This is a genomic window from Candidatus Bathycorpusculum sp., assembly GCF_009778815.1.
Classification (GTDB): Archaea; Thermoproteota; Bathyarchaeia; order Bathyarchaeales; family Bathycorpusculaceae; genus Bathycorpusculum; species Bathycorpusculum hydrogenotrophicum.
The window spans coordinates 1-15,502 of sequence record NZ_WRFL01000054.1 but is presented as its reverse complement, the minus strand read 5'-3'; the positions used below and the strand labels follow the sequence as shown (position 1 = coordinate 15,502).

The 15,502-nt window shown below is 42.8% G+C and carries 9 protein-coding genes; 1 reads left to right on the top strand and 8 read right to left on the bottom strand.

What is annotated here, in order from left to right; genetic code table 11:
• Positions 1-260: 260 nt before the first annotated feature.
• From feoB to FWF39_RS09590, 5 genes are all read right to left on the bottom strand, one after another.
• Positions 261-2,258: a ferrous iron transport protein B gene (feoB, locus tag FWF39_RS09610; RefSeq protein ID WP_343383228.1), complete on the bottom strand. Its 1,998-nt coding sequence runs from the start codon at positions 2,256-2,258 to the stop codon at positions 261-263.
• 20 nt (positions 2,259-2,278) lie between these two features.
• Positions 2,279-2,986, bottom strand: coding sequence for a metal-dependent transcriptional regulator (locus FWF39_RS09605; protein WP_343383227.1), 708 nt, complete (start codon positions 2,984-2,986; stop codon positions 2,279-2,281).
• 385 nt (positions 2,987-3,371) lie between these two features.
• Positions 3,372-3,773: a hypothetical protein gene (locus tag FWF39_RS09600; protein WP_343383226.1), complete on the bottom strand. Its 402-nt coding sequence runs from the start codon at positions 3,771-3,773 to the stop codon at positions 3,372-3,374.
• A 245-nt stretch (positions 3,774-4,018) separates the two neighbouring features.
• Complete coding sequence (locus tag FWF39_RS09595) at positions 4,019-4,849, bottom strand: hypothetical protein (RefSeq protein ID WP_343383225.1); 831 nt, start codon at positions 4,847-4,849, stop codon at positions 4,019-4,021.
• A gap of 216 nt (positions 4,850-5,065) precedes the next feature.
• The gene (locus FWF39_RS09590) at positions 5,066-5,698 is read right to left on the bottom strand and encodes a hypothetical protein (RefSeq protein ID WP_343383224.1); all 633 of its coding nucleotides are present in this window, start codon (positions 5,696-5,698) and stop codon (positions 5,066-5,068) included.
• A gap of 291 nt (positions 5,699-5,989) precedes the next feature.
• On the opposite strand from FWF39_RS09590, the gene FWF39_RS09585 reads away from it, so the two are divergent.
• Positions 5,990-6,652 (top strand): 4'-phosphopantetheinyl transferase superfamily protein, encoded by a 663-nt coding sequence (locus FWF39_RS09585; protein WP_343383223.1) that lies wholly within the window; start codon positions 5,990-5,992, stop codon positions 6,650-6,652.
• Between the two features lie 4 nt (positions 6,653-6,656).
• Here the strand turns inward: FWF39_RS09585 and FWF39_RS09580 are convergent, their stop codons facing one another.
• The 3 genes from FWF39_RS09580 to FWF39_RS09570 form a co-directional block, all read right to left on the bottom strand.
• On the bottom strand, positions 6,657-10,004 hold the full coding sequence (locus FWF39_RS09580) for a thioester reductase domain-containing protein (RefSeq protein ID WP_343383222.1): 3,348 nt from the start codon (positions 10,002-10,004) through the stop codon (positions 6,657-6,659).
• Positions 10,005-10,382: 378 nt separating this feature from the next.
• On the bottom strand, positions 10,383-13,007 hold the full coding sequence (locus tag FWF39_RS09575) for a PQQ-binding-like beta-propeller repeat protein (protein ID WP_343383221.1): 2,625 nt from the start codon (positions 13,005-13,007) through the stop codon (positions 10,383-10,385).
• Positions 13,008-13,464: 457 nt separating this feature from the next.
• Positions 13,465-15,502 (bottom strand): PQQ-binding-like beta-propeller repeat protein (locus FWF39_RS09570; RefSeq protein ID WP_343383220.1); only part of this gene is annotated, 2,038 nt, incomplete at its 5' end.

Genomic DNA, 15,502 nt, shown 5'->3' with positions numbered 1-15,502 from the left:
TTAACTGGTTGACCTTCCAGTTTCTTTTTAATCATCCACTTCTTTAATTTCTCAACATCTCGATCCAACAAACTCACTCTCTACAACTATATAGAAAGTGTAACCCATTTATTGGATAGAACATGGAAAATTAGAGATAGAAAAGCAGATATGGTGTGGTTGAGGGTTTAATCGGGTTTTGGAATGTAACTAATAGAGTTTCAAATAAGGAATAAATGTAAAAATCTAGCTAATTTCAATGCTTACCTAAATGTTTGTTTCTATGTAAAAAAGTTTAGAATATGAAAAGTTAGGCCTCCGATTATCAGTGCTGTACCGATATTTGCCAGTGAGATTAGGGCGGCGGGTTTCCAACCGAATTCTTTACCAAGTATAGCCATTGTTGAAACACATGGAATATAGAGCATAGCTACCAGAGCCATAACCACTAATTGTATGGGGGTGAAGCCTGTGAGCAGGTTTGTTGTGCCAAGGATTGCTACTGCGCCTAAGATAATTAATTCTTTGCGAACAGTGCCCAGCAATAGGAGCACACCTGCAAATGCTGGTAACCCTAGCCATAGAACGGTAAGCGGGTAGAGGGTATTACTGACAGGTGTGAGTATATCATAGACATATAATACTTGTATAAGTGCACTGCCTACGATGTATATTGGGAAGACTACATATATTAGGGATTTTGTGCGTGTCCAGGTTTGTTTTAGAGCAAAATTTATGGATGGACGTTTGAAGCTACTCATCTCCATGATTAGTCCTGTGGATTTTCCGGGGACTGCTTTCATGGCAACGCGGCCCATAATGAAAATGATGGCGAGGTTAACAACGTAGAGTAGTAAGGCCCAGTGTATACCTACAAATAGGCCAACCATACCAAAGAGCACTATGGTTCGGGCTGAGCAGGGCGCAAAAGTTATGGCAAACGCCGATAGGAGACGTTCGCGTCGGGTTTCCATGATTTTGCAACTGTGTATGGCGGGGACGCTACAGCCGTATCCAAGAATTATCGGGATTAGAGCTTTGCCGTGTAACCCAATTTTGTGCATTGCACTATCCATCATGAAAGCTACGCGAGTTAGCAGTCCAGAGTCTTCTATGAGAGCTAATAGGAGATAGAAGGGTATGACAAAGGGTATTATTAGGGTTAAACCTGCATCTATTCCGCCCCAGAACCCGTTAAGAATAATGCTTAGAATAGGTGCTGAGGTTGACAATTCCGGATCAACGGAATAGATCAAGTTTAGTCCTTGCGAAATTAAACCTGAAAACGCATTACCGACAAAAAATGTCCAAAGAAGTAGACCGCCAATTACTGCAGACGCTGTTATGTAACCGTATATACGGTGTGTAGCAAACCAGTCTAGTTTGTCTGTAAAGCGGTGAGAGCTTTTTTCTTGTTGAAGTGAAGCGGCTACAATAGAGCTTGCAAGAGCATAGCGTTCAGAGGCGATAATGGAGAAACATTTTTCTTGATAACGTTTTTCAATTTCTGTTGAAATGAGGTTTAATTGTAAAATGGCTGTTTGTGATTTTTCAGCGACCAATTTTGTGATTTCTGTGTCGCCTTCAATCAGTTTAATTGTTATCCAGCGGGAGGGGTATTTCAAGTCGAGGTTTTCTTTTTCAACTATTTGTTGTAATTTTTCTATTTGTTCTTCAAGATCTTTATGATATTTTAACTGCTTATGTTTATGTTTACTTGTTGCAACTTTTACAGCTTCCTTAACAGCTTCATAAACGCCTTCTCCACGAGTAGCCGTAGCAAAAACCACTGGAACTCCCAACATTTCGGATAATCTGTCTTTGTTGATGAGCATGCCTTTGTTTTTTGCCACATCTATCTGGTTTAAGACTAAAACAAGGGGTGCATTCATCTCTAAAAGTTGTAGTGTAAAAAACAGGTTGCGTTCTAAAACTGAGGCATCAACCACATTAATGACTGCATCGGGTTTTTCTAAGGCGATGTAGTCCCGGGAAACTATTTCCTCCATAGAAAATGTTGAGAAAGAGTAGATACCGGGTAAGTCAATGACTTTAATTTCATGACCTTCAAAGCTCAGGATACCTTCTGCACGGTCAACGGTTTTTCCTGGCCAGTTACCAATTATTTGATTTGACCCTGTTAATTGGTTAAAAATTACGCTTTTACCTACGTTTGCGTTTCCTGCAAGAGCAAAAGTAAACTGTTTGCTCTTTTCTGTAGTGTCAGCTATGTCTGTTTTATATTTTGGATTAGCTGGCGTATTATTTTGATGGGTCAAAGTTTAGTCTCCATTGTTTGTTATTCGAGTTCGACAAATACGTTGCAGGCGATGTCTTTTCCTATGGCTAGTTTGGAGCCTCTGACTGCTACTTCTACGGGGCCGTCCATTGGTGCTATTTTGACTACTTGGATTTTTGTTCCCGGTGTTAGTCCCATGTCTAGGAGTCTTTGGAGTACTTTGTGTTCGCCTCGTATGAAGCTGATTTTGCCAAATGTGCCGCTTTTTAGGTCTCGTATGGAGATGAGGTTTTTGTCGCGTTTTCCGACTTGTTCTAGACCTTTTTGGTGTAGTTGTATGCATTCTTCACAGTTTGAAAAGGGCAGATCACATGCGGGTATTGTTTTGTTGTCGTCTGGGCATGTGTCGGGGTGTTTTAGGAGGCGGCATAGGGATTCTTCTGCTTCGTCTGAGAGAGAGTGTTCCATTTGGCATGCTTCGTGATGTACCTTGTCGTTGCCTATGCCCAGTACTTTTGATAGAAAGCTTTCAAGTAGTCGGTGTTTTCGGGTTATTTTTTGGGCTTCTTTTAGTCCTATTTCGGTGAGGGAGCTACCATGGTAGGGAGAATATTTTATGTATCCCGCCTCAGCTAGTTTTTTTAGCATCTCTGTTACACTGGAGGGTGCGACATCAAGTTTTTGGGAAATGTCGGTATTGCTTACCATTTCACCATTTTTGGATAGGCTGTAAATTGTTTTCAGGTAGTCTTGGGTTGATTTTTGCAATATTACACCACACCCATTTTAGGTTAACCTAAAATAGTTAAACATACATATAAATTTTAAGTTCACCTAAAAAAATATGTTGTGTTCAACTTACGAATACATGAAAACAAAAACAAAACAACCCAAGGAAATAACCAGAAACAGATAACACAACCAGCAGAAACACAGAAATTAAAACCCAAACATATGCGGCGATACCGCCACCACAACCTTACCCCTTTCCACCATATTGTTGAACCACAGAAAAATAACCAATTACTGGCAGTTAACATAGTTTTCATCAGCAGGTCAGCGCATATCAACTGCCGCTTAAAGGGCGGCTTATTTTTAGTCACATAGTTTTTATTTTTCGCCCCGTTCCTTGGGTTCTGCCATTCCCAGGAAATCACGTTAATGGCAATTGTGTGCCATGACCGTGAGCGTCTTGCCATTCTTTGGGAATCGACAAGACATCATCCACAATGCTACTGGTTACGCTTACCTCATCGGAAAGGAAAGTAACTGTGACAACACCGTTTACTGTGTTCTGGGTGTATGTGCCTCCCCTCATGTCATGGGCGAGCGCAGCAACAAACGTGCCGTCATCGTACAGTGTAATCGTCTGATGACCATCAGTGAAAACACGATCAGCACTTTGTTGAGGCGAATTAAAGACCACAAGCGCAGCAACGACAACAACGATAACCACAACCGAAACACATACCAGCGCAAGGACCTTTTTTTGTTTGCTTCTTTTTAGGGCTTGTGTGCGCCCATATTTGTTTATTTGTTTATTTTGTGCAGGCATTTCTCGTCCCCTGTTCAAGCAAACATTTTTTCGAAAGCTCGATATATAGTTATTCATAGCTATTATAAAACTTTGTCGCCTTGCATGTTGTACCTCACATAATTTTCATCAAATATAATTAATAATACTTCACATACATTATTTCTTTTTGCAATTTTTTGCTTAGTGATTTAAGAGTTAGTTGATATGACTCTTTGACTAACGGAGGTTATTCAAAGGGCTAAGCTAAAACTTGGCGTTAATGATTATTTACGTTTTTTAAAGTAAATCAGCAAACTCAGGCTCACAATTATTACAACGACTATTATAATTGCTATTAGGGTTATTGGAATTTCAGGGTTGGCAGTGATCTGTGGAGCTGGAGGAGCACCAGCATCAGCTACAGGGTTCACCAGAGGGTTGTAATCAGCATAGGGAACCTCATTCTGAGAGACCGCTGCCACATAGGGTGTGTCCCAAACGCCTGAATTTCCCACTTCTTTAGCATTTGGATAGGCTGTTGTGTAGTTACTCCAATAATTCCTATCAACCGTAGGCGAAAAAGCTAAACTAACAAATATATGACTACTGTCGATAAAGTTATTTTCAGTTATAATCTCATTTGTGCCACTCCAATAATCCACAAATATGCTCGCATGGTTAGTGAAAATATTGTGTTTAACTACATTTCCTACGCTACTGTTGCCCCCAATAATGTGTATTCTTGCACCATCAAAACTGTTATTGATAAAACTATTATTATTTGAACTAGTATATATAGCCTCAAATACATCATAAAACCGCACATTTTTAACTAAAATACCCTCACAAACATTAAAAAAACCGACATCATCAGACTCAAGGGAGTACAACCTTATCCCCGTCGAGGTCCATGTACCGCCATCATTTCCTTGCAGTGTATATCCGGCACCATCAATTGTAATGTTTGCTTTTTTGACAATTATGGTTCCAAAAATGTCGCCTGTAAAGGTGTAGAGGTCTCCATCCCGCTGGATTTTATTGGTTCCCTCAACACTCCCATCAGACAGAATAGTTATAGTGGCATAGGTCTGTGCACCTGCCAAATTAACAGACAAGGCGCCAATCACTGCTGAAGTTAACAATGCAAAAAGTAGTAAAAGTATCCCGGTTCGCTTAATGTGCCCCAAGCGGGGATTAATCAACTTGAAATTAAATATTTGATGCAAAAAACTAGCATGTTCTAAGTTGGAAGGCACCGTCACTTTACACAACACGCTTCAATGGATTCTCACGGAACCATATAATGTTTACTTGCCAACCATTAACTCTACCTAGGGCAGGACGTTTTGTTTTTGAGATTGTTGGACAAAGTCAGGTATGTTGCCCGCAGTTAATGTCGGTTTAAATATGTGATAAAGTTGTAGGGCATAATCTGCGTCAGCGCAGGCATAGTTAATTGTTGCTGGGTCTTGGGGATTTAGTTCGTCAAAGTTTTTTCCTTGGGTTATGTCTGCAAATGTTGGCAGATGTATACCCAAGACTTCACGTGTGAGATTTTTTAGTCCGCATGATACATCGTTTTTTAGTGTGTTTTGGGCTGTTAGAAACGTGCAACAATAGGGCCGGCACATTTTGATATGCTGGGCTTTTAGAAAGCGATCTTCAAATTCGAGATTGTGTGCAACTTTGGTAACTGTATGATCGATTGCAAAGGATAGGAGTATTTTTCGGATTTCGTCAGGGTTGGCGTTTGTTCCATTTTTGTGGGTTAGAGGGACATATAGTGCCTCGCCTTTTGCAACTGAGAAACTAACGCCGACTATATGGGATTTATGCTCGTCTAGTGCAGCGTATTTTTCGTTGTGGTATTTTTCATCGGGTGCGGTTTCAAAATCAAAGGCAACGGTAGTCTTTCCAGAGATATATTTGTGCACCTCATCGGCATCTATGACAGCTCTATACATTAAATCCTTGCCACCAAGCTAACAGTGACTGGGTTGTTTTCGGGGTTTTTAGATTTTTGCTTTTGTTCCTGGGTTACATTCATAGCAGAGGTTTGTAAATTGTGGTTAACTTGAGAAAGCAAAGAGTCATAACCGTTGTTTAGATTTTGTAATTCAACAAATAACCTAAACTCACACAAAAGGGCTTACACTGAGACACACCGACAAAACTATTAACCACAATAGTGTAGAAAAGACAAATACCGCTTCTGCAACATTAGAGATATTGTCAGTTGCTTTGGGATGAGAAGCATGTTAGAGGTTGTTATGCTCAAAGTTATCCCAGATCTTACGCGGGATCAATATGAGATTTTGCTATCACTTGTTTCATCAGAAAAACAGAAACAGATCAATAAGCTGTGTTTTTTTCGGGATAGACAAAACTCTTTGTTAGGAGATATTTTAGCGCGAGTGGAGATATGCCGTATCACGGGGCTTAGTAACAGTCAACTGGAATTTGCGGTTAATCCTTATGGTAAACCTTTTTTGGTAAATAATCCGCAAACGCACTACAATATTTCTCATGCACATCAGCAGATCGCTTGTGTAATAGGGGATATATCGGTAGGTGTTGATATAGAAAAGATCAGACCGATTGATATGGAAGTCGTAGAGCGATTTTTTGTGTCTGAGGAGAAGGAATATATTTTATCAGCTCAGAGCGATTTACAGAATAAACGTTTTTTTGAGGTTTGGACAAAAAAGGAGAGCCGAGTTAAATGTGAAGGAAAAGGTTTGTTAGAATCTTTATCTGCATTTAGTGTGCTAAATTCTTTAGAGCTAGAGATTTTTTATCATTGCATTTATGACACTGAAGAAATCATGGGTCATATATGTTCAAGCTCTAAAGAGCTACCCTCAGTAAGAGAGATTGATACCGCAGTGTTATTGCGCCATGCTAGTTCGTTAAAATAAAGGGCTATTGGGGTTTCTTTGGACTCTTTTCAGATACGGACTTAGTTGAACTCTTTTTAGAAGCAGACTTAGTTGAACTCTTTTTAGGTTTCTTGGTAGATGGAGTGGGGTTAGTTTTGTTTTTTGTTGTGTCTTTATTTGGGATTTCGGTTGGGGGGTTTGGGGTTGGGATGTGTCCCATTTTGGAGAATAATGTCAAATAGTTGTGGAATGTTTTTTCGTCTATGGTTAGGCATTGGATTTTGCTACCTTCTAGGAGGTTGTCGGTGTTTGTGGTGTCGATGTGGGCTTGTTTGCTTCCATATCGTTCGGTTAATCCTTCGCCGTCTTTGCGTTTGTCGATGAAAAGTCGCGACAGGATGCTTAGAGCGTTTTCTTCAAATGAGCAGGCGGCTAATTTTTGGGTCCACTCATCGTAGGGGAGAATGTCTATGGGGTATCCCGCGTTTTTTGTGAATTGACAGATGGTTTTAAAGTTTAGGGGAGTTTTGTTTGTAAGGTTGAAGCATTTGCCGACGGCGTTTGTTTGGCGTGATATGTGTATGATTGCGTCGCTTACATAATCTACCGGTGTGAGGGGGAGGCGTATGTCGATATCGGGAGCAGCGTGCATTTGGATGCATCCCACTATTGTGCGGCTTATCATATCTTCTAGTTTCCAAATGTTTTCTTTTAGCGAGGCGGTGATTTCTCCTGGACGATAGAGGGTCGTTTTTAGGCCGCGGGTTGTTGCTTCTGCTACGAGTTTTTCAGCAACCCATTTTGTTTCTGAGTAGCCTAAAAAGTATCCCTCTGAGGATAGCAAAGGGTCGGATTCTAAGCCGATTTTATTGAAGTGACTGGGATTGTCGTACACGCTATAGGAGGAAACGTAGTGGAAATATTTGGGGGTACCTGTGCATGCAAAGCGCAAACACTCAATGGTGCCGTTAACATTTGTTTGTTTGAGTTGGTTGTAGGGAAACAAGAAATTCAATATTGCCCCGTTGTGATATATGGCATCTATGGTATTGCAGAGGTTAGTGTAGAGGTTGTCTTCAATGCCTAGGTGGGGTTTTTTTAGATCTCCGGGTACGGCTATGATTTTGGTTTGGAAGTTTTCTTCCCAGCATTGGAAGAATTGCATATTTTTAATGATACGTTCCATGGCGTTTTGTTGGTTTTCTGCTCGGACATGACAAAAAAGAGTGATATTTCCATTAGTTTGTTTAATTAAAGATCGAATTAAATAGGCGCCCAAAAAGCCTGTGCTTCCGGTGAGAAAGATATTGTGACATTGGTCGGGTTGTATGGTATAGTTTTGTTGGGGCCGGATATCGTCTGGTAGAATGCATTCGGCATCTAAGTTGAGTGAGTTATGTTTCTCGCCTCGCAGGGAGAGTTGAATATGGAGTGAGAGGTCATTTACGTTCAATGCACTGGTAATTTGTCTAATATCGATCTCTATACCTGATTGGCGTTCGAGTTTACTTAGCATCTCAACAACTGTAAGAGAGTTCGTGCCTAGATCCGTAAAGAGGGTAGTATCATCAAACTCTATAGGTGCAACGAATTTTTTAAATACTGATCTTACGCAGGCTTTTATCTCGTCTATGGAAGCCTTTGCTGATAAGGTGATTGTTAACTCATCTGAGATATTGGTAACATCATTGATAGGGGAGTTTTTTGTGCTGTATAGCACATCTAGTTTGTTTTGTTCATAGAGTTGTTTGATGGCTTTTATTTTGATTTTTCTGTTATCGGTACGGGGGAAGGTGTTTTTTCGGACAAACACAATGTTACTAAAGGAAAAGTTGTAGGACTGTGCCACTGTTCGATTAATATCGCGTACCAGAGGAGCAAAGGCGCATTCGTCGCTTTCTAGGCAGAGTATGGGTTCTTCTTTATTCTCGGTTTGGATAGAGAAAATGCTTATGGTGTCTTTTTGTAGGGTGGGGCATTGTTGTTGTAGAAGAAGGGACACATCGCTTGGGAAAATGTTTTTGCCATTAACAATAATCATCTCGGTTAAGCGGCCTGTGAGGTAGAGGTCGCCCTCAAAGATTAGGCCCATATCGCCTGTACGGTAAAAGTATCCCTCAACTCCGTTAATGGTTGCTTGAAAGCGTTTTGTTTCAGAGGGATTTTTCCAATAACCTTGGCAAACGTTGTTGCCTTGAATGTAGATTTCTCCGATTTCATTTTCTGCACAAAGAGATCCATTGTCTTTTACGGTTAAAACTTTTAAATTGTTTAATGGTTGACCTAGACTGACGACTAATTTGTGATTTTTGTTCTCCGTTGTAATGAATCGCCCGGCTAGATATTGATCAACGTCGATTTTTTGGCATTTATAGCAAAGAGGTGAGAGGGTAGCGACACAAACGCATTCAGATAAGCCATATCCAGCTGCGAATGATTTTTGCTGGATATCAAATAGGTCGCAGAATTTTTCTATGGTTTGTGAGTACACAAATTCTGATCCATTAATTAGAAGGGTTACATGGGATAGATCATATTGTTTGGCGTCTTGTTTGCTGATGAGTTTGGTGCAGGCCTCATATGCAGAGTTGGGTGCTACGGTTGCATTAACTTTGAAATCAGATAGGGTTTTTATCCAGATTGTTGGTTTTTGCAGGAATTGAAGGGTAGGTATTAAATATGCGGTACCTGTTTTGACGACAAGGGGAATAAATATAGCGGCCATCAAGCCAATATTGTGATAAAATGGAACCCATGATACAAGATTGTAACCATCTGTGAAATCTATGATTTCTCTACAATCGTCAATGCAACTCATTAGGTTTTCATTTGTTACCATAACGCCTTTAGGTTCAGATGTGGAACCTGAGGTATATTGTAGATATACCAGATCATCTTTGTGATAGTTTCTATGAGGAGTATAGTGCTCATGTTTAGCTAACTTGTCAGTGTATATGCGCTTGAGAGTTATAACACGCAGAAACGCTTTTTTGAGCAGGGTCTTGGTTATGTTTCTTTTTGATTCTTGCTCTAGGGCATAATTGGATATGAGAAATTTTGGTTTGCAGGAGTTAAGTGCAGAAATAAACCGTGACAATTTAGCCTCATCAATAGGTGGTGGAATAACAGTAAAGATAACCCCCTCCATCATACAGCCAAAAATTGCATAGATGGTACCGGCATCCTGCATAGAAAATATTATGGCCCGGTCACCCTTTTTTGCACCTTTCTTTTTTAATGTCCCGGCCATATCGCGTGATTTATCATAGAGTTGTTTCACACTAATTTTCTGCATACCAAAAGGTTCGCGACTGCAATCCAAAAAATTAAACACACAACGAGCAGGATCGTTCTCTACACACAAATCCAAGTATTCGAGAATGCTGTTCATATTATTACCACCTCAACAAGAAAAGGTTTGGGCGACACACAAAAAGGGCAACAATCTCAAGGGATAATGAACTGTGATACGCTTCTTTGCGAACCTGAATTTTTTTAGCGGACCAATCACTTCTTTCCCAAAAGCCAAAGACATATTTTGTCTCTTGTTAGTAAACAATGTTATCAAATGGCCTACCCAAACAACAATTTACTTCGGGCTTGCACAAACATCATTTATTAAAGTTCCTCATCAAAGCAACATTTGCTTTCTACGAAATCAATTGTTCATCATAAGTCTATAGCGAACATATAAATTTTAAAGTCTATTTTGGGAGGCATACTGTCAATAAAAAAGAAAGGAGAGGGAGTTTGGTTGTTTATTATTTTTTTATGGTCGTTTTTTGAGCACAAAGATGATGATTGTGCCGACGATGGCAATTGCAATGATGATGGCAACTGTTGATAGGGCGAAGTACAGTTCGGTGGGTGGTAGCTGAAGTGGGGGTTGTGCTGTGGGTGTAGGTGCTGTGGGGTCAACTGCGAATGCTGTTACGGCACGTGATGGGTAGTAGGAGTTGCTGCCCTCAAATGATGCGTAGACTGTGTAGTGGCCCTCGATATCTGGGGTCCAGTTGAGGCTAAAGAAGCCATCAGTTGTGGTGGTGGTGCCGATTGGGCGGTAGTTGTTGTTTGAGTCAATCACTGAGAGAGTAACGGTGACGCCTGTGACATTGGATGGCCGGGGTTTTTGCATGTAGACGTATTCCATCCAATCGCTTTGGGATATGTCGGAAACTGCGGGTACGCCGTGTGGAAATCGGGCGGCTTGTTCATTTTGTTGGGTGCCTGAGGCGATGTCGGTTACGGTGCCTTTGATCATAACGCTACTGCCGCTTGGAATCACGTCGTGTGTTATATCAACAGTTAGTGCGCTTGGGCCTTTGCCATAGCTGTAGATTTGGCCGTCATAGGGGTTGTAGACTGTGAGTTGGCCATCAGCAATTGGGGCGCAGTTGCCGCTCATCATGTTGCCCCATCCAAATGTGCTCCAGAGTTCTGTGCCGTTGATGGCATCTACGCATCGTAGTTGCGAGCCTTTAAACAGGGGGCTGTTAGGTGAGTGGTCGTTGCCTACCATGTAGATTTTACCGTCTGCGACTGATTCGACAAATTGTGGGTAGTAACCGTATGGATTTGCGAGACCTGCAGCGGTGCTGTTGCCGGGGCCGCCGTTTCCAAATGTCCAGGAGAGTTGGCCGGTGGTGATGTTATAACAGTAGAGTAGACCGCTATAGCCGCAGGTGTAGAGATTGCCGTATTGGGTAAAGGGTGTGTGCCAGATCATAAAGTTCCAGTCAACTGAGGATGTGTCTGGAGGATAGGATGGCCCCCAGAGGAGTTTTCCAGTGGTTGTGCTGTAACCATAGTTGGCAAAGGATTCTTTATCGGAGAAGACAAAGACACCGTTGGTTGGGTCCCATGTGGATATGTAGCGGGTATTGTTTTCGGGTGCTTGTTGGTAGGTTTGGGTCCAGAGTACTTGGCCGAGTTTATCGGGGTTTAAGCTGATAGCAGTAATGTTGGCTGGGTTTTGGGTTACGGTTGCGCCTGAGTCGCCGACGTGACCTCCAAAGGTTCCTTGAACACAGAGAAGTAGATCATCAACTATGACCAGGGGAACGGCGCCTCTTGTTGCTGTGCCGACGCCCCAGCCGGTTCCTTTGAGGCTAATTGAGGTGTTCCAGTCATAGCATGCAGGCAGGCTTGCGTTTACTCGCCCGCTATACCAGTTGGATGGATTTGTACCCAAACCGCCACCAAAGACTCTAGAGCTGTTCCATTGCGCCAAATACCAGTCGGGGTTGCTTGCTGTGCCATAGTTTGTCAAGACGTATTTGAGGTATTCACCTGATGGACCTGCAACGTTTACTCCCCCTGGGACGTTTGTGATGTTCATAGAAGTCAGATAGCCAGTACGGGGGTCATAAGTGCGCCAAACGGTACCTTGGTTAGCAACAGTTGTGGATGCTACCAGCAAACCGTTAGGCAAAGCACCGTGTTGGTTGGGACCATCATAGGTGTAGATGTATCCAAAGGATGGAACCAAGGATGTTCCAGTTGCAGAAGCGTTTATGCGCCAAAGCTCTTGACCTGTACGTAGGTCAACTGAGAGATAGTCGCCTCCTGTACCGCTGTTGCCTAGGGGTTCTTGGTAAAACAGTGTTCCATGCATAATGATAGGGTTGCCAAAACGTGGGTTATATGATAAGCCTTCGTAGTAGCCTTCGCCTAGTATTTGAGTATTGGTTCCGCCGACAATTCCACCATACTGTAACGGTTTAGTCCACATGATGTGAGCACTCTCGGGTGCAATTCCATCAGGTTGTTGTCCACCTGTGTATGCTACACCTGCACCAGTGATGAAGGGTGCGCCTAACCAGTTAGAGGATATGGAATACCAGTAGGTGTTTTGTTGCTCTATGGGGCGTGTCCAGTACTCAGTTGGAAGCGGGTAACTGTCGATTGGGGTAGGGAGTTGTTCCTCGGTTACAGTTAGAGTTCTTGTTCGGTTACTTGCAGTGAATATGTCACCTTTATAGGTACCCTCCCAAGTGTAGGTTTGCTGGGGGTAACTAAAGAAGAAGGTATAGTTACCGATTTGACCGGGGGTGTATACGAAGAATTGTACACCAGTGGGGTCAGAGACTATGGGCCAGTTGTGAGTTTCAGTTTTCCCGTCGGGTGCAGTGATAGTTAAACTGTAGTCATGGCGACGAATCTCGTTTTCTAGCGTCGCGCTTGGAAGCGCAACATCTACCCACATACAAACATTGACTTGTTGACCGACACCTACGGGGTTGGGGGCAACGCTCATGTAAGCATATGAGATAATAGTCCAAGTTGATTGATCATTTGCTGTGTTGTGTGCACTTGCTGTTGCTAATAGTGAGGTTCCGATTAATGTAGTCAGAAACAGAACCATTAGTACAGACATGACTTTTTTGTTGTTCATTTCATTTTTTGCTCCTAAGTTAAACAAGGCAAATAGTGCTTGTTTTAAAAACTCATGGAGAATCAATATATATTTAAAACTTTGTAAAGTCCAGTGATTTGAGATAAATATCGCCCGTTACTACTCATCGGGATGATACCTGTTTTTTAGAAAATTAAGGTCCACAGATAACATTTGACAAAACAGGATTTTCGGCTTTTAAGAGCAAAATGAAGATTTCGGTTGTTTTCACACTGGTCAAGTTTAGTTTGCTTTGTAGCCCTCAAGTTTGATTTTAGACAAGTACCTGTTTGGCGATTGATCTGTTTGCGTAAACGGGCTATAAATCCAGCTTGAGCGCTTTTAGCAACAAAACTGTCCTGCTGAGTGTGACGAGCAACCAAAAATATGAGGATTTAGGGTGAAAACAAATAACTATCTAAAAATAAAAAAATGGAGGATTATTTTGTTTTATTGTTTATTTCTTTTTGAGGATAAGCAGTCCTACGATTGCTATTGCAATGATGATTGCGATGACACCTACTGAGAGGTAGGTTAGCAGGTCAGCGGATGTTACTAAGCCTGTGGGGTCAGAAGTAGTTGGTGCGGGTGCGGCAGGGTCGCTTGCGTAGAGGTAGGTTGTTGCTGATGAGGGATAGTAGCTGTTAGTGCCCTCAAAGTTTGCAATCACATGGAATGGCCCATCGATGTCGGGAGTCCAAACAAGTGCGTATGTACCATCAAAAGTTGTTGTTGATCCGATTGAGCGGTAGTTGCCGTTACCGTCGACTACATTGAGGGTAACTTTGACGCCTGTGGTGTCGGATGGTTTTGGTTGCTGCTGATATACATGTTCCATGAATTTACTCTGGCTTTCGTCAGAGACACATGGGACACCGTTTGGGAAGTTTGCAGCTACATCGTGACGCATTGAACCATCGGCTATATCGGTTACTCTGCCAGTGATAGTTATGGGCGTTGAGGTTGATATGCCGACTTGTGGGACTGAGATTGTTGTTTTACTTGGGCCTTTACCAAAGGCATAGATTTGATTGTCATATGCGTTCATCGAGAGCATGATTCCATATGCGATGGCTGTGGATCGGGTGTAGGTGCCTAATTCGTGCCAGATAAGGGAGCCATCGGTTAGGTTGACTGCTAACATTTGTGCGCCGTGGAACAAAGGTGGATTGTATTCATGGCCGATGGGGAGGTATCCGACGTCGTTTGTAAAGCCTGCACAGTTGAAGACCCAAAGCGGCCAGATACCGTAGGGTGTTTCGATGCCTGGATCGCCGATGAGTTTGGTGGTATTGGTGTACCAGACTAGGTTGCCGTTGGTTGCGTTGTGACCCCATATGTCGCCTCCTAGGCCCTCAGTGACAAGTAAGCCGTTTGCCACATAGGGTTTTAGGCTAAAGAGGTCATAGCTGTTTGGTGCTGCTCCATTGTCGCCTGTGAATGTGTTAGTCCAGACTTTTTTGCCTGTTCGTGCATCGAATGCTTCGATGGCATAGTTGACGTCGTTCATGTTGTAGATTATGCCTTCACCGTATGCTGTGGATGTTCTTGTGTAGGGCAAAAATGAGTTCCATCCATCGGTGTAGGTCAAGTTTTTGGCCCATAGCAATTCGCCTGTGTTTGCATCGATGCTGCAGTAAACGTTCCAGCCGGCGGTTTCGCCGCCTGCGCCTTGTGAGTGAACCATGCCTGAAGTCATGACGACTGCGTCGCCGACAATTGCGTTAATGTAGAGTCCGGGGTTGATGGGTATGCCTGAGATGTTATTGGGTAGTTCTACGGTCCACATTATGCCGGTGGACATTTGGCGTACAGTGTTTCTAGGTGCTTGCCATGATCCGCCAGTTTGACCGATAGCCATAGTCATGTTTACCATGCTTAGGTGAGGACCGGTGGTTGTTACTACTTTGCTTTGTCCGGGTGCGGGATAGACTGTTTCGGTTCCAGCGGTGTTGTTGATAAAGTATCCGATCAAGTTGCCGTTTTCGTCAGGTCTTAGGTTTAGAGAGGAGCCGTTGACGACGCTTAGGATGTATTGTCCGTTTAGGGCGTTGTACATGTTCCATTGTGTGGTGCTGTTTTGTTGGTTAAGTAGGGTTCCGCCTGTGTCACCGGCTGGGAGTGTGCCAGTTGTCCAAAGAAATGGTCCGATGGCGCCATATTGGTTGATATGGCCGTATCTGGTGGTCATACCGCAACGCAGTGGGTTGGTTGTGTTGATGGTGTAGATTGTTTCGCCGCTGAAGAGGTTGACTGCTTGTATGCCTGAGCCCATGTTTGCGCCCATGGATACGTCAAATTGTTGGGAGTACATGATGCCGTTCATGATGACTGGGGCGTATTGGGGTTGGTATTGTCTTGTTGACCAGTAATGGCCTGTTTCTTGTGTTCCGCCTGCATCTCCGCCGACTACACCTCCGCTGGCCCAGACTTTAGTCCAAAGGACATGGCCTGAGAGTACAGATTCAGTGTAGGGATTGCAGAAACTGGTTTGG